This is a genomic window from Fenollaria sp. C0166D3 (assembly GCF_056590255.1).
Map to the genome: position 1 here is coordinate 15,156 of NZ_JBWPVU010000009.1, position 23,279 is coordinate 38,434.

The following is a 23,279-nucleotide window of genomic DNA, read 5'->3' on the forward strand; positions in this document are numbered from 1 at the left end:
AGGACATTATGAAAAAATTTATTTTAACACTAATTATTTTATCTATGCTTATGGGCCTAGTCGCATGTAAGCCAAAGGAAAAGGATGAACTTCAACTAGGCTTCGTACCTTTAGTTGACCAAGATAAACTAGAAGACTTAACAGAACCATTAACAAATATACTTACAGACAAGCTTGGTAAAAAAGTTTCTATGTTTACATCAACAAACTATGTTGGCGTAGTTGAGGCGCTTGGCTCAGGCAAAGTTGATTTTGCAATTATTCCACCATTTGCCTATGTACTTGCAAATAAGAACGGCGGAGCAGAAGTGCTTTTGTCAGCACTTAACAAGGACGGCAAAAATTATTATAGAAGTGAATTATTAGTAAGAAAAGATTCTGACATCAAAGAAGCGTATGAAAAGGATGGCTACGAAGCACTTAAAGGCAAAAAAGTTGCTTTCGTTGACCCAGAGAGCGCTTCAGGCTATATATATCCAGGTGCAATGCTTGTTAAGGGTGGACTTGATCTTGAAAAAGATATTGAATACATGTTCGCTGGTGGTCATGATAAGGCTGTTCAAATGCTTTTAAATGGTGACGTTGATGTCTGCGCGACATATGAAGGCGCTGAAAAGAAGCTTATGAAGGACTTTGATGGTCTTGAAGGACTAGAAGTGCTTGAATACACTGATAAGATCCCATATGTATGTGTTGCAGCAAGCAAGGATCTAAGTGACGATATGAAGCAAAAGATAAAAGAAGTCTTTCAAAATGATTTATCAAGCGGCGAAGGCAAAGAAGCCTGCGAAAAGATATTCAACCTAACAGGCTTTGTCGAAGCAACAAACGATGACTTCCAAAATGTTATCGACACAGCTAAGATTATGAATGTTGATTTAGAGAAATGATATTAGAAGTAAAAGATATATCAGTACAGTACGAAAAAAATATTGATGCGATAAAAGACGTCTCTTTCGATTTAAACGAAGGAGACTTTGTCGCGCTTATAGGCCCATCAGGTGCAGGCAAGTCAACTATACTAAAGGCAATAAACGCACTTAACCCACTTAGCAAGGGAAGCGTTTTATACAAGGGCGAGGACGTTCATAGCCTTGGCGCAAAAGATTTAAGAAGGCTTAGACGAAAGATAGCCTTCATCTTTCAAGACACAAGCATTATTGAAAATATTTCAGTTCTTGATAATGTTTTACTCGCGCGTCTTGGCGAGAAAAAGTTTTTTGAGGCAATGCTATCGAAGTTCACTGACGATGAGTATAGTGATGCGCTCAAAGCCATCGAGATGGTTGGGCTTAAAGAAAAGACTTATGCCCTTGCCAAAGACCTATCAGGCGGACAAAAGCAAAGAGTAGCCATAGCTCGATCGCTTTTTCAAAAGTCGGACCTAATCCTCGCGGACGAGCCTATATCTTCACTCGATATAGAGACAAAGAGGTCCATCATGGACATTTTCAAGATGCTTAATACTGATTACAATAAGACCATCATCATTAGCATGCATGACCTTGATTTATCGCTTGAGTACGCAAAGCGTGTGATTGCAATCAAGGACCACAGAGTATATTTCGACAGGAGTACGGATGAACTAAATTATGACTCAGTTAAAGACTTATTTATCTAAAAAGAGAAGAAAGAAAAATTTACTAGCATTGGCATTTTTTGCCTTGCTTATAGCTTCAGGCTTAGGATCAGAATTTTCCTTAAGCTCTTTTTTGCGTGGTCTGCCAGATATGTTTGACCTAGTCAGGAGGATGTTTACACTTGATTTCGCTTACATAGCCTCGGTTATGGACCTAGTCTTCGAAACATTTCTTATGGCCTTTGTATCATCGGCCTTCGGAGTCTTCTTGGCATGCATCATAACATTCTTCCTTCCATACAACACAAGTCCTTCGCAAATAGTCTCAAAAGTACTAAGCGCAGTATTTTCAGTATTTAGAACGCTTCCATCACTTATATGGGCGGCGCTACTTGTGAGCTTTTTCTCAGCCGGACGCTTCTCAGGACTATTGGCACTTAGCATCATTTCATTTTTCATGTCAACAAAACTAATAAAAGAATACATAGAGGCCATGGACAAGGACGATTTTGATTTTTACAAGTCACTCGGCATTGGCAAGGGCAAAATCTATTACAAGATAATTTTAACTAAGATGAGAAAATTTATTGTATCGACATTTTTACTTTGCTTAGAAAGCAACATTAGAAGCGCGTCAATACTTGGACTAGTTGGCGCAGGTGGCATAGGACAAAGACTGTGGCTTGAACTAAATCACATGAACTACGATAGAGTCTCGTCAATCATCTTTATGCTACTTATTTTAATTTTCCTTATAGACTTAGTGAGCCAAAAGCTTAGACAGGTCGATATCAAGAGTCCATTCAAAGTAAATGATCTAGCTTCATACAAGAGAAGCAAGATACTTAAAAAAATATTCTTTGCGCTTTTCTTAATAGCACTCTTCCTCGTAATCAAGTTTTCTATCAATATCACATACGAGCGCTTCCTTCTTGGCCTTAAGCAAGGTAGTGTCATCATAGGAAAGATATTTGATCCAGATTTTGCTTATCTATCAAGAGCAGTGCCAGCGGCCGTTGAGTCAGCTGCCATCGCCATCTTCGCTTCGCTTATGGGAGCCATCGTATCATTTATCTTTACTCCATTTACTGCGGTGAATATCGCTCCTTCGAAAAAAGTTTCAGTGCTATTCAAAGTGCTTATTAATGTAATCAGGACCTTCCCGCCAATCATCTCAGCCATAATCTTCTTCAGAGGCCTAGGACCTGGACCATTTGCAGGTGCACTCGCGCTTACAGTCTACACATCGGGCATGCTTAGTAAACTTTACTTCGAATACATCGAGGACATACCAGCTGATTCAATCATGTCTATGCAGGCGCTTGGCCTAAGTCCCTTTACCATGTATACGAAAATGATTTATTCAAAGACATACAGAAGCTTCTTGGGCTTCGTTCTATATAGGCTCGAGTCAAACATCAGAAACTCATCAGTGCTCGGTCTTATCGGCGCAGGCGGTATCGGTACACTACTATCGATGAACATCTCGTGGCGCAATTGGAATCGAGTTGGCTCGCTACTTCTAGTCAGCTCAGTCATGATTATATTCTTTGACTATCTGTCATCAACAATAAGAAAAAAACTATTATAATTAAGTGGGCACTCGCTCACTTTTTTTATTCTTATAAAAATTTAATGATATAAAATATTTTTATAGGTTTATTAAAAAAGGTATTGACTTTAAACATATTGAAGAGTATAATATTAGTTATAGCTAACAAAAGTTAGCTGTGGCTAATTTAAATATTGGCTGAGAAATGTTTTTTAAACGGCGATTGTATTTGCCAAATATTTTCGAAAGGAGGAACTATGAAAAAACTAAGCATTTTATTGGTGACAGCATTAATTTTTTTGATGTCAATTACTAATGTTTTTGCAGATATGGCAGATAAAAAATACAAAGACTGGGAAGACGTAAGTAAGGACATGGAAGTCGTTTTAAGGGATGCCCTTAAAATTTATGAAGCAGGCGGTCCAGATGCCGGCAAGGAAGGCTATGACAAAATTAACGAAGCTTATTTTAGATATTATGAAAAATTAGGCTTTGAAAAAATTGTTATGACAACAATTTCTGGTAAGCGTGGATCAACCGTTGAAAACCAATTTTATTTGGCGAGAAAATCTATGCGTCAAAATGAAGATATCGACGTTGTTAAAGATGAAGTTGAAGTACTAATTAGATACCTACACGAAGATGCGAAGACCCTTGACGGCATGAGAGGCAAAACCGGATCTGGCTGGGGAGTTTTCTTTAGCGTCTTAGGACTAACTTTAAGAGAAGGCCTTGAAGCAATCCTAATTATTGCAGCCCTTATTGCTTATCTTGTAAAGACAAACAATTTAAAATACGTAAAAGGCGTTTATATCGGCGCAATTTTAGGTATTGTCGCTTCAATAATTCTTGCAATTATCTTCAATATGATTGCTAAGAAATTTGGTGCTGACAGCAGTGGTGTTAGCCAAGAGATTTTTGAAGGATGCGGAATGTTTTTGGCTGTTATTGTTTTATTCTATGTATCAAACTGGATGCTATCAAAATCTGAAGTTGAAGTTTGGAATCATTACATCCAATCAAAAGTCGAAAGTTCAATTACAAAAGGAAGTGCTATGGCTTTAGTATTCAGCTCTTTCTTAGCAGTTGCCCGTGAAGGCGCGGAATTGATTATTTTCTTCCAAGGTATGAGAGAAAATATTTCAAACAATCCTGCATATATGTGGGGCGGCTTAGCATGCGCAATCGTAGTACTTGCGATTGTATATGTATTGATCACTAAGATGAGTGTAAAACTTCCATTAAAACCATTCTTCACAGTCACATCAATCTTGATGTTTGTACTTTGTGTTTCATTTGTGGGAAAAGGAGTTTACGAATTGCAAGAAGCTGATGTTATCAGCAGGACAATAATTCCATGGATGAATGGATTTACAATTGACATCTTAGGAATTTATGATAGGGTAGAAACTCTATTGGCACAAGTTATTTTAATAGTAATAACTATTGTAACAGTTATCGTTCAAATTAAACGTAACAAAATTAAAAGAGCAGAGCTCGAAAGAGATTATGCAAATAAGAACTAATAGGAGGTTTATTATGAGTTCAAAATTAAAAAAATTATTCGCACTAGCACTTGCAATTATGGCAGTTGCAGCTTACGGATGTAATCAAGCACCAAAACCAGCTGATGATAATACAGCTAAGGTTGAAGACAAAAAAGATGAAGACACAAAAACTGAAGACACAAAAGCTGAAGACAGCAAAGACGTTGCAGCTCCTGGTGAAGACGCAGGATTCGACGAATTCCCAATTGGCGATGAACAAGAATCAGGCCCTCTAGCGGTTGCTGGTGTTTATTTCCAACCAGTAGATATGGAACCAGCAGGTAATTCACTATCAAAAGAAGAAGCTGACTGCCACATCGAAGCTGATATTTCAGCAACAGATGAAGGTACAACTCTTGGTTACGGCGCAGGTGACTTTGTTCCTTGGCTAAATGTTAAAGCATATATCCAAAAGAAAGGTTCAGACAAGGTTCAAGAAGTTGCTTTCATGCCAATGAACGCATCAGACGGTCCACACTATGGTGCAAATATAAAATTTGAAGAAGGACTTGGCACATACAATGTTAAGTTTGAAATTTCTGCTCCAGGAAACGACTATCTATTACACGTTGACAAAGAAACAGGTGTAACAGGAAGATTCTGGACAGAGCCAATCGTTATTGAATGGCCAGAATTTGAATGGACAGGTCCAAAGTGGTAAAAAATATTGGAAATGGCTTTTAGCCATTTCCTCCTTGTACATAGGAGGAATTATGTTAAAGATATTTGTTAAAGTAATGGAAGCTGGCGTAGGATTCTCATTTATAATGGGTCTGGCGCTTGGATATCTAAGTACAGAAAACTTCAAAAGCAAATATAAAATTATTTTTGGCACAGTCTTTGTAGGCACTCTTGCGGCAATTATCTCTTCAGTCATTAGAGAAATTCCAAATTTTGTCAACAGAAGCGCTTTGTCATTTTGGTCAATGGTACCAATAGTAATTGCTTTTATTGGAATTATCATTTTTTATTTTTTAAAAGAAAAATCCAGTATATATAAAAATATTTTTGTTGGTTTTTTGTCCCTTTATATCATAGCGTCATTTTTCTATTATATGCCGGCTCTTTTTGTTCAGTTAAACAATTTTGTTTATTATGGAGAATCTGCTGTATCCACCATGGTTCTATACAGAATCATTGGTTATGTATTTGCAGTTGTTCTGATGATTTTATCGAGTATTGCAATTTTCAAAATTGTTAGACGAGTTGACAAAATTTACAGGGATAAAATTTTAATGATCTCATTATCAATTTGGGGAATAAATCAAATATTTATTGTTCTTCAAAGACTATACGCAGTTGACATTATACCGAGAAATGCAAGTGTGTTTAACACAATTGCTTGGGTAATAAACCATGCACATTACATCGGATTTAGTCTAATGATTTTTTTAATAATCCTGCCAATAATCTTATATTTAAATAATATTAAGGTTAAGGAAACTTTTAAAAATCCTGCAGAATTGAGAAAAAAGAAATATCATATGAGATGCAATAGAAATTTGGCAAAATTTTTATTAATTTTAATCGTTATTAACGTTTTTAGTTTAACTTATTTAAGGGCTTATTCTGGACGCGAAATTCAGCTTTCAGAACCCGAAGAGTATGAAATTGACAACGATATGATTGTTATCCCACTGTCAGAACTTGAAGATATGAAACTCCACCGTTATCAATATACGGCAACTGATGGAGTTCACATGAGATTTTTCTTAATTAAAAAATCTCAGGGTTCATATGGAGTTGTGCTTGATGCTTGTGAAATTTGCGGGCCATCAGGTTATTATGAGCGTGGCAACGATGTCATTTGCAAATTGTGTGATGTTATTATGAATCGTGGCACAATTGGTTTTAAGGGCGGATGTAATCCAATCCCTATACCATACATTGTTCACGATGAAAAAATAAAAATCAACATGCAAGATCTTGATGCCAACAGCTTTGTATTTAAGTAGGTGACATATGTTTTTTAGAATGATTAAAGGTGCAATCTTTAGGCAAAAGAAAAAAATGGTCTTGATTGCACTTGTAGTAATGCTTGGCACTTGTCTTTCAACCGCTATGCTTAACACAATGCTTGGCATTGGTGACAAGGTCAACAGAGAATTAAAAGCTTATGGGGCGAATATAAATGTTGTTCCAAAAGAATCTTCCATGCTTGATGATATTTATGGAATTGGCGAGGATAGTCAAAAAAATTATTTGAAAGAAGATGAACTTGGCTTAATAAAAACCATCTTTTGGTCTTTCAATATCGTTGATTACACACCATATTTAAATATCAATGCGAAAGTTGATGGAGAATCTACAAGAGTTGTAGGAACATGGTTTTATTATCACATGGACCTTCCAACTGGTGAGTCCATCGATACAGGTATGAGAAAATTAAAAACTTGGTGGAATATCGATGGCGAGTGGATTGAAGACAAAGATACAGACAAAGTCATGGTTGGCACTGTCTTTGCTCTTAGAAACAATTATAAGCTTGGCGATAAAATTAAAATCGAAGGTTCTTCTAATACAAAAGAATTTACAATCGCAGGTATTTTTGATTCAGGTAGTGATGAAGACTCACACATTTATCTGCCATTAAAAGTTGCTCAAGAATTGGATGGGGTATCAAATGTAGTTTCTCGCGTAGAAGTTTCTGCATTAACAACTCCTGATAACGATTTGGCAAGAAAAGCCGCAAGAAATCCAAAGTCTCTTACAATTAAGGAATGGGAGGTTTGGTACTGTACAGCTTATGTAAGTGCGATTTGTTATCAAATTCAAGAAGTTATGACCGACTCAATCGCAAAGCCTATTAGGCAGGTAGCAGAAAGCGAAGGCGATATTTTAAACAAGACAACTCTGCTAATGGTTTTAATTACCGCACTAAGCTTAATTGGTGCAGCACTTGCGATTTCAAATTTGGTAACAGCATCTGTCATGGAAAGGCGCGCTGAAATTGGACTGCAGAAAGCAATTGGTGCAAATAACACGAGAATTATTACGAGAATTTTAGCTGAAAACATTAGCACGGGTATTATGGGTGGAACCGTCGGATATTTTATAGGACTTGGTCTTACTCAAATCATTGGTATAACAGTTTTTGGCTCTGGTATACCGCCTACACCGATGGTAATACCTATTGTGATTATTTTGATTTTACTTGTAATTGTTTTAGGCTCCATACCAGCCATTAGATATTTGCTAAAACTTAATCCAACGGAGGTGCTTCATGGAAAAGGCTAAAAGAAAAAATGTACAATTCTTTTGGAAGATGGTTGAGTCATCGATAGCAAGAAGAAAGGCTCGTATGCTAACTGCACTTCTAGCAATTGCAATGGGCGCAACGATTTTATCAGGTCTTGTTACAATCTATTACGATATTCCAAGACAATTGGGAAAAGAATTTAGAAGTTATGGAGCAAATATGATTGTTATTCCAAAATCTCAAGACGATAAGATTGGAGATAATCATATTGATGAAATAAAAAAACTTGCAGGCGACAAACTTGTGGGAATTGCTCCTTACATTTATCAAAACGCAAAAATCAATGAGCAACCTTTTGTAATTGCAGCTACAAATTTTGACGGCTTAAAAAAGAACAGTCCATTCTGGCTGGTTGATGGTGATTGGCCGAGTGAAAAAAGGACAGTTATGCTTGGTCATGAAATTTCAAAAAAACTTGGCCTAAAAATCGGCGATCCTTTTGTACTGAGCACTCCAAAAGAAAATTCACAAGAAATGAGAGACAGTGATTTTAAAGTTGCTTCAATTGTAACGACTGGCGGAAAAGAAGAAGATTTAATATTTATGTCTATTGAAGATATTAGATCTATTATGGGCGATTTAAATATCAACATCATCGAATGTTCAATTGATGCAAACAGTGAAGAGCTTCAAGCAATTGCAAATAAAATAAATGAAATCGATAGCACTGTTAGTGCCAGACTTGTTAAAAGAGTTACAGAATCACAAGGCGTGGTACTTGAAAAGCTTCAAGCCCTTGTATGGATTGTTACAATTATTGTTTTATTTATCATGATGATATGCGTTAGTACAACAATGATGGCTGTTGTAACTGAAAGAAGAAAAGAAATTGCTCTTAAAAAAGCCTTGGGCGCACACAATAAATCAATAATTTATGATTTCTTAGGCGAAGGATTTTTGCTTGGACTAATGGGCGGAGCCCTTGGTTCTTTACTTGGATATTTATTTGCAAGTGAAGTGTCAAGACGAGTTTTTGCAAGAGGTGTAAATTTTTTATGGGCTCTAGTTCCAATTACAATCATTGTATCAATAGCAATTACAATTGTGGCTTGTATTATACCAGTTAAAACTGCAACTGCAGTTGATCCAGCACTTGTATTGAGGGGGGAATAATGAATATATTAGAATTAAAAGATATCTCAAAGATATACGGAGATTTAAAGGCACTAGATAAAATAAACTTAAATGTGGAAAAAGGCGAATGGGTTTCAATCATGGGTCCATCAGGTAGCGGTAAAACAACAATGATGAACATCATCGGCTGTATGGATAAGCCTTCTATAGGTGAAGTTTTACTTGAAGGAATTGATGTTTCAAAATTAACTCAAAAGGAATTAACCGAGATTAGAAGAGATAAGATTGGACTAATTTTTCAACAATTCCACTTGGTGAACTATTTAACTGCCTTAGAAAATGTTATGATGGCCCAATACTATCACTCAATGGTAGACAAGGAAGAGGCCTTGCAAGCCCTTGAAAGCGTTGGATTAAAAGATAGGCACAATCACTTACCTAATCAGCTTTCGGGTGGCGAACAACAACGTGTTTGTATCGCCCGTGCTCTCATCAACCATCCTTCCCTTATCTTAGCAGACGAGCCGACAGGAAATTTGGACGAAAAGAATGAAATGCTTGTTTTGGATATTTTAGAAAGACTTCATAACAGCGGATCAACAATTGTAGTTGTTACCCACGACCAAGAGGTTGGTGTTGAGGCAGAAAGAATCGTTTTTCTAGAGCATGGAAGAATTGCTAGAGAAGAAAAACAAAAAAGACAAAGACCAGTTTTGGAGGTTTAATATGAAAAAGACTTTATTATTACTATTGGCGCTTAGTTTACTGTTGACAGCATGCGCCAAGAAGCCTGACGATGCTCGTGCTGATGACTCATGTAGTGATGCATATAAAGATGGCACATACCACGGAGAAAGCCAAGCTGATGAATGGGGCGGCAAGGTTACAACAGATATTACCATCAAGGATGGAAAAATTGTTGAAGCAACTTTAAAAAACTTGCTAGCTGATGGAAGTGAAAAAGACGAAAACTATGGAAAGGCCAAAGAAGGCGCTACAAACCAAGGCCTTTACAAGATTGCACAAGAAGCAGTTAAAAATTCAAAGGAATATCCAAAGCTTTTAATTGAAAAAGGTAGGATCGAAGATGTCGAAGCTATCTCTGGTGCAACTGTTACATTTAAATCTTTCACAGAAGCTGTAAATGATGCATTGAAGGATGCAAAATAAAACTTATATTAAAATTATCTATAGTGAAAAACTTGCTATAGATATTTTTAATTAGCTTTTTCTAGTGTTATAATATATAATTAAAAAATTAGGAGGTAAATATGAATAAAAATAAAATTTTTGGAATTCTATTTATAATATTTGGCGTATTAATTTTCTTAACGCCAGGCACACTTGCTCCAGTATGTCCCGCAATGCCAGATGGAAAATTTATGAAATGTCATTGGATGGGCCAAGCAATAAAAGGTATTGGTGGCGTTATGACCGTCCTAGGCCTTATTTATACAGCTATTAAATCTAAGAAGCAAATGTTTTTTACCCTAGCCATATCTAATGTAATAGTTGGTATTTATGCAATATTATTACCAGCAAAATTAATTGGTGGCTGTATGAAACCTGAAATGGCTTGCAGAGCAAAAACTATGCCTATGATTTATATTTTAGTCGGACTTTATATCGTTATTAGCATTGTTGCTATATTTTTAAATAGGCCTTGCAATGAATCTAATCAATGTAAATAATTTATCCAAATCATTTAAACGTGGGGAGAGAGATTTTTTCGCGATTGATAATGTAAGTTTTGATGTTAAAGAAAAAGATTTTATAAATATAATTGGTAAAAGTGGGAGTGGAAAATCAACGCTCCTTACTCTTTTATCTGCGATCATTGAACCCACATCTGGAGATATCTTGGTGGAAGGAAAAAATCTATCTGACATGGACGATGAAGAAAAAAGCGGATATAGGAATGAATTTATCGGTTATGTCCCTCAATCGCTTGGAACTTTACCAACATTGAATGTCCTTGACAATGTAAGACTTCCTTACTTTTTTAAAAATCGTGAGGGGAATGGAGTCGAAAGAGCTAGGATGCTTCTAGATATGTGCGGCATTTTAGATTTGGAAAATGATTTTTGCAAAAATTTATCAGGTGGCGAATTAAAGAGGGTTTTAATTGCTAGGGCTCTCATGAATGAACCGAAAATTTTAATTGCAGATGAACCAACTTCTGATTTGGATTCAAAAACTACAATAGAAATTATGAATATGTTAAAAGAAATTAATGAAAAAGGCACAACTATTATTATAGTAACCCATGACAATGATTTATTAAAATATGGGTCTCGCCTTCTTGAAATGACAGACGGTAAATTAAATGAGGTGGCAATATGAGATTAGATTCTAAACAAATTGCCTTTAAAAATATTCAAAACAAAAGCGTAAGAAGTGCTTCGCTTATAATTTTAACAGCAATTTTAACCCTCGTTCTATTTTTATCTAGCTTTTTAATTTTGTCACTTAGAAATGGTATGCACTCACTTGCCAATCGTATGGGCGCAGATATTATAGTTGTACCTGAGGGTTATGATTCAAAAATCAGAGGCGCAATCCTTCGTGGCGAACCAAACACATTCTTTTTAGATAAGTCAGTTGTTGAAAAAATTAGAAAAATCGATGGCGTTGAAATTGCAAGCCCGCAATTATTTATTGCTACTCTTTCTGCTGGTTGCTGCTCATTTCCAATACAAGTTATTGGCTTTGATTCTGATACAGATTTTGTAGTAAAACCTTGGTTAGAAACTCAAGCAAAACTTCCCTTGGAAAAAGGAGAAGTTTTGGTTGGTAACAATATTGTTGGCGATATGCACAAACACGTTAAATTTTTCAACCAAGAATTTATTATAAGAGGTAGACTTGCAAAAACGGGCATGGGCTTTGACAATACTGTTTTTGTAAATTTTGATGAAGCTAGACGCCTTGCCAAGGAATACGAAAAAATCCTTGAGCTTGAAGACAAGGACCATGAAAATATGATTTCATGTGTAATGATTAAGCTTAAAAAAAGCGTTGATCCAGTTGAAATACAAAATAAGATTAGAAGCGAATTTAAGGGCGAGGGCGTTTATCCTCTTCTTTCCCAATCAATGATGAACGAGGTCAGCACATCAACTCAAGATATGATTAAATATGTTTATATTTTAATCGCTCTAGTATGGCTCTTGGTCTTCCTTGTACTCACACTTGTTTATTCAATTACAATCAAAGAACGTAAGAGAGAATTTGCCACATTAAGAATTTTAGGAGCAAGCAAAAAACATTTGAGAAATATTATTTTGTGGGAAATATTTACCATAAATCTTGCAGGATCTGCATGTGGAAGTGCACTAGGCTTGGTTATTTCAATTTTATTTGGAACTTGGTTTAGTCTAAGCTTTAAAATGCCTTTCCTTGCGCCAAATGTTTTAACACTTGCAATAATATTTATTTCTGTATTTGCAATCGGTACAGTGATGGGACCACTTTCATCACTTAGAGCAATTAAAAAGATGAATAAAGAAGAACTGGGACTTTTATTAAGGCAAAACGACTAATATGTAATTTTAGATGTAAAATATTTATTGTAAATATCTATGGGGGAGCAAAACCTCCATAGATATTTTTGTATGAAAATTTGGCAAAAAAAGCTCAAGATATGTCTTTGCAAAAAGAAAAAATATTTACTTTTTCGCCTACATTGCTATTGACTAAGCTTTTTATCTTGTGGTATAATTGTATGGATGTTAATGAAGGGGGTAATCTTATTGGCAAAATTTATTAAAAAGAAATTAACAAAAGAAGAGATCACAAAGATGGTCAGAGAGTACATATTAATTTTATTTGGTACCTTCATCGTAGCAGCAGGGATGTTTTTCTTCTTCAACCCAGCTCATCTTTCAGTAGGTGGAGCAAACGGTCTTGCTGTAGTTCTTAATCACTACTTAGAGATTGGTGTAGGTAACTGGATGTATATTATCAACATAGGACTATTTATACTAGCGTTTTTAACAATTGGATCGCAATTTGGTGTTAAAACCATCATTGCATCGCTACTTACATCAGGCTTCTTCGACTTGCTTGAAAAGCTAATGCCAAACTTCCAACCATTGACAGGAGATACCTTTGTAGAACTATTCTTCGGTGTATTTGTAACAGCACTTGGCATGGCGATAGTCTTTAATCAAGGCGCATCAACTGGCGGTACTGACATCATCGCGAAGATACTTAATAAATTCATCGGCATCGATCTAGGCAAGGGCGTACTTATTTCAGACGTAGTTATAACTCTACTTGCTGGTAACGCCTTCGGTGCAAGGATCGGTATTTACTCATTATTCGGTGTTATCGTTAACGGTTTCCTTATAGACTTCGTTATCGAAGGCATGAATATGAATAAAGAGGTCAAAATTATTGCTGAAGACACTAAACCTATCGAAGAATTCATCATCAAAGAGCTTGACAGAGGCGCAACCATTTACAAAGCTTATGGTATGTACACTAAAGAGCCGCGCGACATCATCATGGTTCTTCTTGATAGAAAAGACTTTTTAAAGCTTAAGAACTTCTTGAGAGATCTTGATCAAAAGACTTTCATTTCAGTTTCGAACGCATCAGAAGTCTTGGGTTATGGTTTTAAAAATTTAAAAGACTGATATATGATAAAAGCCTTTCAAGTGAAGGGCTTTTTGCTTTTTATTTTGAAAAATATTACATACTTTACAATTTCTTAACAAAGTAGTATTACAATGATTATTATAAGGAGAAAAAATGAAATACGCACTAATTGATATAGGCAGTAACTCAATACGCCTAAACGTTTATAACAAGGACAATATACAAAAGGAAGTCTTCTCGAAGAAGTACATGGCAGGTCTTGCAGGCTTAGTCGAAGACGGTAAGCTTAGCGACAAGGGCATCAAAAAGCTGATGAAGGTCTTATCCGCGCAAAAGATGCTGCTTGATTACCTACCGATTGACGAGATATATGTCTTTGCCTCGGCCTCGCTTCGTAACGTGGACAATGGCAAGGATATAGTTAAGAAAGTCAAGAAAGAGCTTGATCTAAATATTGATTTGATATCGGAAGACGATGAGGCTTTCTATGGAGCTGAAGGCATGAAGATGGCATACGATTTTGATGATTACTACACCATAGACATAGGAGGCGGCTCGACAGAGCTTTGCTACATAAAGAATAAAGAGATCAAAGACATGGCATTTTTAAAGGCAGGATCCCTATCCTTATTCCGTGACTACGTTCAAAACACCATACCAAGCGTTAGAGAGTACGATGAGATGATAAACGTCATCGACAAGATGCTGGCTGAAAAAGTTTCCATATACAAATGCACAAAGCTAGTCGCTTCAGGTGGAACAGCAAGAGCGCTAGGCAATATCTTCGAAGAGCTCGATAACGACGACGATAAAGAATATACTATTGACGATGTAAAAAATTATATCTATGAGATGATAGACAGAAATAAAAAAATTATACGCACGACTGTCATGGTTGTGCCTGAAAGACTTCACAGCATAGTGCCAGGAGCCATCATGCTATATAGACTCTTAAAGTACCTTGGCATAGAAAAGGTCAACGTCTCAAAGCTTGGCGTGCGTGAAGGTTATTTAAAGGATAAGATAATTAAGGAGTGAAGCAATGGAAGAGTTCATGCAAAACCGCGAGTTGAGCTGGCTAAAATTTAATCAAAGGGTGCTTGAAGAGGCGAGCGATGAGAGCGTGCCACCACTTGAGAGATTCAAGTTCATATCGATATTCACATCGAACTTGGATGAATTTTTCATGGTTAGAGTCGGATCCCTTTTTGATATGATGAAGTCAAAAAAAGAGTTCATTGACAAAAAGTCGGGTATGACAGCTAAGGAGCAGCTCGATGCCATCTACAAGACAATGCCCTACTACTACGAGATGAGGGATAAGGTCTACAAGGACGTCATCAAAGAGCTAGAGAAGTACAATATGCACAATAAGAACATGAAGTCCTTAAACGAAGAGGAGCTAAGCTATGTAAAAAGCTTCTATCTTAGTAAGATTGAGCCATTAATCTCCGCGCAAATAGTTGACGCAGCACATCCGCTTCCATTCTTAGAGAATAAAAAGCTATATATAGTGACTGAGATGTGGGATGCTGATGGCAATATTGCGCATGGACTTGTAGCCATCTCAGACATCTTCGAGCGCTATCTATCGCTGCCAGGCGATGAATTTAACTACATCAGAGTCGAAAAAGTGATTGAGCATTACGTTCCAACCATGTTCCCAGGTTATACAATCAAGGAGCAATCACTTGTTGCGGTCACAAGAAATTTTGATTTCGAAACAAATACCGATATCGAAGAGGAGATTGCCGATTACAAAGACTTTATGAAAAAGGTCATCAAGAAGAGGACGCGCCAAGAGGTTCTTCGCCTTGAAATTTCTAACACAAAATCAAGGAGCATCACTGATTTTCTCAAAGAAGAGCTAGCGATCACAGATGAGATGATACTCGTGACAAAGAGTCCCATCAATATGAAGTACGTTTATGGTCTTGAGGACATCATTCCAAGCTCCGTCATCAAAAAAGTTTCTTACGAGGACTTTACTCCATTTAAAAAATATTCCTTAGAGCGCGGCTCTATCATTAAAAGAATAGAAGAGAAGGATCTTTTACTAAGCTACCCATACGACGATATCGACACTTTCCTGGACTTGATTAAGGAAGCGGCCGAGAGCGACAAGACAATCTCTATAAAGATAACTATATATAGGCTTGCTAAGCACTCGAAGCTTGTCGAATACCTAAAGAAAGCCTGTGACAATGGCATAGAAGTCACTGCACTTATGGAGCTTAAGGCGCGTTTTGACGAAGAGAACAACATCAATTATTCGGAAGAATTGTTTAAGGCGGGCTGCAATATAATGTACGGCTTTGAAGAGTACAAGACGCACTCAAAGCTTTGCCTAATCACATACAAGGACGATAGGGAGAACATCAAACACATCACGCAAATAGGTACCGGTAACTACAATGAAAACACATCGAAGATTTACACTGACTTTTCACTCATGACAGCTAATCAAGAGATAGGACTTGATGCGAATGACTTTTTTAGAAATATGTCGCTAGCTAAGCTCAATGGCAAGTACCTACACCTACTACAATCACCATCGACACTTAAGGCAAGACTACTTAAGGAGATGGATAAGGAGATAGCTAAGGGCAAGGACGGTTACATTAGATGCAAGATGAACTCACTAACCGATTACGAGTTTTTGGAAAAATTTGCCGAAGCCTCACAAAATTCTGTCACTGTCGACTTGATTATACGCGGTATATGCTGCATAGTACCTAATGTGGCTGGCTTTACTGAGAACGTTCACGTCTCGTCAATAGTCGGACGCTTCTTAGAGCATCCGAGGGTCTACCAATTTGGCAGAGGAAACGATATGAGGATATATATCTCAAGCGCAGACCTTATGACTAGAAACACAGAGAAGAGGGTCGAGATAGCCTGCCCAGTATACGACGAAGAGGCAAGGGCAAGACTTGTAAGCTACTTAGATATACAGCTTAAGGACAATATCAAGAGAAGGATACTTCTTAACTCAGGTGACTACATCAAACCAGGGGTAGAAGGCGAAGCGCTTATCGCTCAAGATTATTTCATGCATAAAGCAAATGAGAAGAGAGAAAAGTTTTACGAAGAGCTTGAGAGAGCTAAATTGGACGAAGCGCCTAAAGAAAACTTCTTTACTAAGATTAAAAAGATATTTACAAAGTAATATTTAATTGGGGAGCCTTTCATATGAGAGGCTCTTTTACTTTGCCAAATTCATAGTGATTGAAAAATGATTTCAGCTGTGATATAATTAGAAAAGAGGTGATTATATGCATTATTTTGACAACGCATCAACAACATTCCCAAAGCCAGAGAGCGTATATAAAAAATTTGATGAAGCATTTAGAGACTACGGTGCCAATCCCGGTAGGAGCGGTCACAAGCTAGCTCTTAGAGCCATGGAAGAGATCATGAAGACGAGACTAAGCCTAGCCAAGCTATTTAACGTAGACAATCCGCTTAATCTAAGCTTTCACATGAACACGACATACGCACTAAACACAGCCATCAAAGGCACGCTTAAGAAGGGAGATCATGTAATCACAACATCTATGGAGCACAATTCAGTACTAAGACCACTATTCACACTTAAGGAAATGGGTGTCATAGAGCTAACAGTTGTTCAGGCAGAAAAAACTGGTGAAGTCGGCAAAGATAAGATAGTAGCAGCAATCAAGGATAATACTAGGATGCTTGTAATGACGCACTCATCAAACCTACTGGGAACAGTTGAGGACATAGATGAGATTTCAAAAGCAGTTAAAGCCATTAATAAAGATATAATCATACTTATAGACGCAGCCCAATCAGCAGGTATCATTGATATAGACCTAAAGAAACTTGATATAGACATGCTAGCAACAGCTGGACACAAATCCTTATTTGGCCCACAAGGCACAGGCGTTTTATATACAAGAGAGCCAGAGCTTGTTATGCACACATTTGAGGGCGGAACAGGCTCTAGATCAAATGAAGTCTATCAGCCAATGGATATGCCAGATAAATTAGAGCCGGGCACACCAAATGGCCACGGCATCATAGCCTTAGGAGCAGGCGTTGAATTTATTCTAAAAGAAGGTATTGACAATATCAGAAGGCATGAAGAAGCTTTAACAAAGACCTTTATCGATGGGCTTAAGACCATTGACGGAGTTGAAATATACGGCCTACTTGATGAGACAAGAAAGACGCCAGTCGTTTCAATGAATATGAAGGGCATTGACTCATCCATACTAAGCTATGTCCTTGACGATGAATACGACATACAAACGCGTCCAGGTCTTCATTGCGCGCCACTTGCGCACGAGACCATTGGCACGATAAAAAAAGGTGCAGTAAGATTTAGTTTTTCTTACTTCAATAAAGAAGACGAAATCATCTACGCAATCGAAACATTAAAAAAGATTAAAAAAGAGGCGGACGATGGAAAATATCAATAAATTTATAATTGACAATGCATTTATCATAATTATGGGCTTGGCTGTCATATCAATCGCAGCCATAGTCCTAATCGTTATGCAGATGATAAAGTATAAGAAGCTTAAGGAAAGACTTGACGCCTTCACACAAGGCATGGACGGCATCAGCGTCGAAAAGCTCTTAGCTACCTTCGGTAAAGACATTAAAGACATCCATAGAGATATGATACTTAATGAAGATAGGTTCAATAGGCTTGAGACCAATTTAAGCTTTTGCGTACAAAAGCTTGGCTACGTTAAGTACAACGCCTTTCAAGATAGCGCTTCAGAGCTAAGCTTCTCGATTTGTTTTTTGGATAAATTCAATAACGGCGTTTTGCTTTCAGTTATACATGGAAGAGAGCAAAGCGTTAGCTACGGCAAGATGATTAAGAATGGAGAGAGCCAAGCGCCTCTTTCAGAAGAAGAGCAAAGCGCAGTAGAAAAAGCAATACGCGGCATCTAATATGTGTAAGTAAATATGTATTTGTAGTAGACTTGTTTAGGCAAGTCTATTTTTATGTGCGAATGGCTTTGAGAGAGAAACGAAATTTGAAACACGTCCGCCGTGCTTGATACATACGCCGAGCTTAATACATCCGCTGGGCTTGATACATCCGCCCGTACTATGAATTTTATTTTTATCTTTACATAAAAAAGATATTTTCTTCACAATTGTATATTGTTTACCGAAAGCTTTAAGATTGTAGTATAATATAGACAAAACTATATTTCACGAGGAGGGGATGTTCTTGAAACACGGTAAAAAGATTTTTGCTTTATTATTAGCACTAATGATGCTATGCACAAGCTTTTCGCAAATCACTTTTGCTAAAAAGAATGTGAATGGTAGCGAAGCTATAGTTAAAGCAATACATGAAAGAAAAAGACCTATTCATCAAAGAAGGCTTCTTAGTAAGAATGCAAATGCGAAAGAGGCTAAGAGTGATGCTAAGTCTATGAATGAAAGCGTAAGGCTTGTAGTTGAGCTTGACGAGGCACCTCTTGTAATGCAAGAGAAGGGTGCCAAGGTCTTTGGCAACACTCGCAAGACAAAGGATGCGCTAAATAAGATTAAAAAGTCTGAGGACAATGTCAAAGCTCTTATGCGTAAGGCTAAGATTGATTTTGAAGAATTGTACTCACTTGATACTTTTGTGAGCGGTTTTTCTATTTATACAAAGAGGAAAAATATCGCTGCTATTGAAAAGATAAAGGGTGTTAAGAAGGTTCATATATCTGAAAAATACACTTTGCCTAAGACTGATAAGGGTGACAAGCCTAAGATGTATGCGTCTATATCTATGATATCGGCGCCAAAGGTTTGGGCTTCAAAGAAGTATAAGGGCGAGGGACAAGTCGTAGCTGTTCTTGATACTGGCTTTGACATTCAAAACATTGACAGCTTTAGACTTGATGACGAAGCGCTTGGCGAAATTGCTCTTACAAAGGAAAAAGTTAATGAGCTTAAAGAAAAATATGACTTAAAGGGTAAGTACGTGAGTGCGAAGATACCTTATGTCTATAACTATCATGACGAGACAGCTGATTTAGATGCTCTTCAAGATAGATACGGTTCAAGACACGGTCTTCACGTAGCCGGAACTATTGGCGCGAATGAAGCTGATGACTATAAGAATGGCAATAATTTATCTGATACACCAATTAAAGGCGTTGCACCAAATGCACAGCTAATCATCATGAAAGTTTTCTCAACATCTTTAACTGATTCAAGCACTTATTCAGACGCTCAATGCAAGGCGATAGAAGATGCTTATAAGCTTGGTGCCGATGTTATGAACCTTTCACTTGGTTCACCTGCCGGCTTTATTACTGATGATGACATCGTTCAAGTTGCTATGCAAAACGCTATCAAGGCAGGCTGCTTAGTTGCTGTTGCTAACGGTAATGAAGGCACTTCATACTTTGATGCTGACGGCGCTATGAAGGCTCTTGAAGGTAACCCTGATTATGGTATGGCTGGCGCACCTGCTACTGGTTGGGCGACTACATCAGTTGCAGCTATCACAAATATTAAGTATTTAATTTGCTCTTTAGGATCAAATAATGAAGAGATAAAGAACATCAAATACACTTGGGGCTCTGAAATTACTCCAGAAAATTATACATTTAACAAATTTGTCTATGCCAATAAGGGCAAGGCAAATGATATCAATAAGATTGAGCCTGAAAAGATCAAAGACGCTTTAGTTTTAGTTGATAGAGGCGAATGCACTTTTAATGAAAAGGCAAGTAACGCTAGAGATGCTGGAGCAAAGGGCGTAATCGTCATCAATAGTGATGATGAGCCTATGACTATGGTTGGCTTTAACGATGTAAATTTCCCTGCCATCATAGTTGGCAATACGGATGGTCAAAAAATTCTTAAGCATATTGATGATAGCGGTCTAAACATTTCATTTAATAAAGAAATGAGTGTTCAAGACAATCCAAAAGCAGGACAGATGGCCGACTTCACAAGCTGGGGTCCAACACCTGATCTTACTATGAAGCCTGAAATTACTGCTCCAGGCGCTGATATTTATTCAATTGACCAAGACAATAAATATCAAGTAATGAGCGGTACATCGATGGCGACACCTCATGTAGCTGGTGCGGCTGCCATTGTTATGCAATTTATCAAGGATAGAGACTCAGTCTTTTATGAAGAAGCAAAAGACGCTTCTAAGAGAGAGACGTTAACAAAGACTCTTCTTATGAACACAGCTATCCCTCAAAAGGATGAAGAAACATATTATCCAGTTAGAAGACAAGGCGCTGGCCTTATTGACCTAGATAATTTAATGAAGGCAAAAGTAACAGTTAAGGCGACTTCTAAGAATGACAGGATGCTTGATGCCAAGGCTGAATTAAAGAGCTTTACAGACAAAGAGTTTACTATAGATTACACTCTTAAGAATTATTCTGATGAAGACATAAAATATACACTTGAACCAGCTATGCTTACAGAAAACTTTGTGAGCGATAGAGACTTTGGTCTTGTATCAACTGAGACTGATAGAGATATGATCTTTAGTATTGATAAAAAATCAGTTGTGGCAAAGGCGGCTAGTACTATTAAGTTTAGCGTTAAGTTTAATTTTGCAAACGATGATATTAATTTAAATAATTACGTAGAAGGCTTCTTAAGATTTATTCCAGAAGATAGTGAAAAGGATGCGACTCTTACAGTACCTTATCTAGGCTTCTATGGCAACTGGTCTAAGCCAAGACTATTTGACGTATTCAGCCACGAATGGAGCGATGATTTAAAACCAAACATTTTAAATATGGATACAAATGACGCTATGGGCGATGTTTTCGATTACACAGAAGAAAGCGATGAAGCTGCAGGCGTTGACAATAAGGTAAATCTATTTGAATACAAGGGCAATATGACTTACATCACAAATCATAATTCATCTGAACAAATCAAGATTAGATTCGGCTTATTAAGAAATGCTGAGTATATCAAGGCTAGAATTGAAGATGGCTCTAATAAGATTCTTAAGGATAATCTTATAGACTTAAGCTACTTTGCTAAATCGAGATTAGCTGAAAATGGCGGAGAAAATTGGATTAGCGTATTCAAAGATGATTTTGATGAAAATGATTTTGCTAAAGTCGTTTTAAAGGGCAAACTTAATACTGAAAAAGAAAATATTCAAGAAGTTTCAGTACCTATCTACTTTGATGACAACGAGCCAATAATCAAATCGGCTGAAATCATTAGTGAAGGCAAGGCTAAATACCTTAAGCTAAGCGTATCAGACGATATAGGCATAGACACTATCGGCGTTGAACAAGTTAAAGAAACTGGCAAAGATGACGATGGAGATCCTATATACAATAATCACAAGTATAATGAAGTGAGCGGCCTTTACTATGGCAACACTGATTTCTATACAGAAGACGAAGCAAGGGTGACTGAGCAAGATGAAAAAGTTATTAAGTCACTTGAAAAGCTTAAAGACTCAAACAAGTTAAATACAGTTTATCTAAAAGTTGATGACATTGCTGATATAGAAAAATTATGTGTATACGTTAAGGACATCGCGGGTAACTGGGCTGAAGACAAAGTGCTTGACACTAATTACAAGTCAGATGAAACTGTTAAGCTTACTCTTATAGGCGAGAGCGCTGCTTTCTGGACAGAGACTACAAGCTTTGAAAAGAGCAAGTGGAAGAAGAATGTTTATAACGTTCAAAAAGGTTCTTATGGTGAAGTTCAAATACAATTACCAGAAAATGACAAGGACTACGGCATCGATTCAGCTATAATCAATGGTGAAGAATACGCTGATAAGTTTGAATACGATCAAGACGCAAGACTTTATTACATGCCATATAGATTTGAAGAGGATACTACATTTACTTCGAGGATATATGAAATAAAGCCAGCTGCTGAAAAAGGCCTTCCTCAAGGCAATGGCTATCCATCCATATACCTAACACAACCGGCAAACGCATGGACTGTTAGTGAGAACGGTCCTCTAAACGATCAAGGAGATGCGCCTGAGATTGAAGATGGCAAGATTAATGTTATAGGCGCTGTAGCCTTTACTGATAAGAGCGATTTAGCTAAATTGACACTTAGAATAATTGATGATGTGAATAAAAAAGTTCTTGCTGAAAAAGATATTACAAATGAAGTTAAGCTTGAACAAACAGGCGAGATAAGTAATGCGGACGGCGTTGTATACGATGGCTTAGCACTAACGTTTAAGACATCCATCGATATGGTAAGTGGCTTTAGCAATCTTAAATTACAAGTAGAAGCTGAAAATAAATCTGGCAAAAAGACTATCACAGCTGCAACACTTTCAGTTGATGAGAGCCCTGCAACATTTAACTACACTATTGACAAGAGAAGTATCACTAGTGACACAGCTACAATAAAGTACTCACTATCTGATGATAACAAGACTACAGACGTTATTGTTGATAGAGTGACAAATGATGACAAGAACGAATACATCGAGACAGTTTATAGAAAGACTTATGATAAGTTCGATATAGACAGGATTGATGCTGTTAGATACATTAACAAAGACAAGTTTACTGTAAAACTTAAACCAGGTTATAATAAATTTAAAGTTTCAATAAGTGAAGTGGGTACAGCTAGAGTAAATGAAAAGTATATAATCATTTACAGACTAGACCCAAGTATTACGCTTAAGAAGCTTAAATAAGGAGGCAGGGC

The 23,279-nt window shown here is 37.0% G+C and carries 19 protein-coding genes; all 19 read left to right on the forward strand.

What is annotated here, in order from left to right:
* The first annotated feature begins 8 nt into the window (after nucleotides 1-8).
* The 19 genes from AC1EJ0_RS06960 (at nucleotide 9) to AC1EJ0_RS07050 (ending at nucleotide 23,268) form a co-directional block, all read left to right on the forward strand.
* Nucleotides 9-890, forward strand: coding sequence for a phosphate/phosphite/phosphonate ABC transporter substrate-binding protein (locus tag AC1EJ0_RS06960; RefSeq protein ID WP_480023776.1), 882 nt, complete (start codon nucleotides 9-11; stop codon nucleotides 888-890).
* Complete coding sequence (phnC, locus tag AC1EJ0_RS06965) at nucleotides 887-1,621, forward strand: phosphonate ABC transporter ATP-binding protein (RefSeq protein WP_320604599.1); 735 nt, start codon at nucleotides 887-889, stop codon at nucleotides 1,619-1,621. The genes AC1EJ0_RS06960 and phnC overlap by 4 nt, the downstream gene beginning before the upstream one ends.
* Entirely contained in the window at nucleotides 1,593-3,170 is a 1,578-nt protein-coding gene (locus AC1EJ0_RS06970) for a PhnE/PtxC family ABC transporter permease (RefSeq protein ID WP_480023777.1), read from the forward strand. Before phnC ends, AC1EJ0_RS06970 begins: the two co-directional genes overlap by 29 nt.
* A gap of 218 nt (nucleotides 3,171-3,388) precedes the next feature.
* Entirely contained in the window at nucleotides 3,389-4,657 is a 1,269-nt protein-coding gene (locus AC1EJ0_RS06975; protein WP_480023778.1) for an FTR1 family iron permease, read from the forward strand.
* Nucleotides 4,658-4,670: 13 nt separating this feature from the next.
* The gene (locus AC1EJ0_RS06980) at nucleotides 4,671-5,339 is read left to right on the forward strand and encodes an iron transporter (protein WP_058259373.1); all 669 of its coding nucleotides are present in this window, start codon (nucleotides 4,671-4,673) and stop codon (nucleotides 5,337-5,339) included.
* A 52-nt stretch (nucleotides 5,340-5,391) separates the two neighbouring features.
* Nucleotides 5,392-6,633 carry a DUF2318 domain-containing protein gene (locus tag AC1EJ0_RS06985; protein WP_196792448.1) on the forward strand — a complete coding sequence of 414 codons (1,242 nt, stop codon included), beginning with the start codon at nucleotides 5,392-5,394 and terminating at the stop codon, nucleotides 6,631-6,633.
* Between the two features lie 7 nt (nucleotides 6,634-6,640).
* A complete protein-coding gene (locus tag AC1EJ0_RS06990) occupies nucleotides 6,641-7,915 on the forward strand; it encodes an ABC transporter permease (protein ID WP_480023779.1) in 1,275 nt (424 codons plus the stop codon).
* Complete coding sequence (locus tag AC1EJ0_RS06995) at nucleotides 7,902-9,050, forward strand: ABC transporter permease (RefSeq protein WP_058259371.1); 1,149 nt, start codon at nucleotides 7,902-7,904, stop codon at nucleotides 9,048-9,050. Before AC1EJ0_RS06990 ends, AC1EJ0_RS06995 begins: the two co-directional genes overlap by 14 nt.
* Complete coding sequence (locus AC1EJ0_RS07000) at nucleotides 9,050-9,736, forward strand: ABC transporter ATP-binding protein (RefSeq protein ID WP_058259370.1); 687 nt, start codon at nucleotides 9,050-9,052, stop codon at nucleotides 9,734-9,736. The genes AC1EJ0_RS06995 and AC1EJ0_RS07000 overlap by 1 nt, the downstream gene beginning before the upstream one ends.
* 1 nt (nucleotide 9,737) lies before the next feature.
* Nucleotides 9,738-10,181 (forward strand): FMN-binding protein, encoded by a 444-nt coding sequence (locus tag AC1EJ0_RS07005; RefSeq protein ID WP_480023780.1) that lies wholly within the window; start codon nucleotides 9,738-9,740, stop codon nucleotides 10,179-10,181.
* 101 nt (nucleotides 10,182-10,282) lie between these two features.
* Complete coding sequence (locus AC1EJ0_RS07010; RefSeq protein WP_480023781.1) at nucleotides 10,283-10,702, forward strand: DUF4418 family protein; 420 nt, start codon at nucleotides 10,283-10,285, stop codon at nucleotides 10,700-10,702.
* Entirely contained in the window at nucleotides 10,680-11,354 is a 675-nt protein-coding gene (locus AC1EJ0_RS07015; protein ID WP_480023782.1) for an ABC transporter ATP-binding protein, read from the forward strand. Before AC1EJ0_RS07010 ends, AC1EJ0_RS07015 begins: the two co-directional genes overlap by 23 nt.
* Nucleotides 11,351-12,553, forward strand: coding sequence for an ABC transporter permease (locus tag AC1EJ0_RS07020; RefSeq protein ID WP_480023783.1), 1,203 nt, complete (start codon nucleotides 11,351-11,353; stop codon nucleotides 12,551-12,553). Before AC1EJ0_RS07015 ends, AC1EJ0_RS07020 begins: the two co-directional genes overlap by 4 nt.
* A gap of 210 nt (nucleotides 12,554-12,763) precedes the next feature.
* Nucleotides 12,764-13,651 carry a YitT family protein gene (locus tag AC1EJ0_RS07025; protein WP_082244029.1) on the forward strand — a complete coding sequence of 296 codons (888 nt, stop codon included), beginning with the start codon at nucleotides 12,764-12,766 and terminating at the stop codon, nucleotides 13,649-13,651.
* 115 nt (nucleotides 13,652-13,766) lie between these two features.
* Nucleotides 13,767-14,651: a Ppx/GppA phosphatase family protein gene (locus AC1EJ0_RS07030; protein ID WP_480023784.1), complete on the forward strand. Its 885-nt coding sequence runs from the start codon at nucleotides 13,767-13,769 to the stop codon at nucleotides 14,649-14,651.
* Nucleotides 14,652-14,655: 4 nt separating this feature from the next.
* On the forward strand, nucleotides 14,656-16,782 hold the full coding sequence (ppk1, locus tag AC1EJ0_RS07035; RefSeq protein ID WP_480023785.1) for a polyphosphate kinase 1: 2,127 nt from the start codon (nucleotides 14,656-14,658) through the stop codon (nucleotides 16,780-16,782).
* Nucleotides 16,783-16,888: 106 nt separating this feature from the next.
* The gene (locus AC1EJ0_RS07040; RefSeq protein ID WP_480023786.1) at nucleotides 16,889-18,058 is read left to right on the forward strand and encodes an aminotransferase class V-fold PLP-dependent enzyme; all 1,170 of its coding nucleotides are present in this window, start codon (nucleotides 16,889-16,891) and stop codon (nucleotides 18,056-18,058) included.
* Nucleotides 18,042-18,542, forward strand: coding sequence for a DUF4446 family protein (locus AC1EJ0_RS07045; RefSeq protein WP_480023787.1), 501 nt, complete (start codon nucleotides 18,042-18,044; stop codon nucleotides 18,540-18,542). Before AC1EJ0_RS07040 ends, AC1EJ0_RS07045 begins: the two co-directional genes overlap by 17 nt.
* A 286-nt stretch (nucleotides 18,543-18,828) precedes the next feature.
* Nucleotides 18,829-23,268 (forward strand): S8 family serine peptidase, encoded by a 4,440-nt coding sequence (locus AC1EJ0_RS07050; protein WP_480023788.1) that lies wholly within the window; start codon nucleotides 18,829-18,831, stop codon nucleotides 23,266-23,268.
* Nucleotides 23,269-23,279 lie beyond the last annotated feature (11 nt).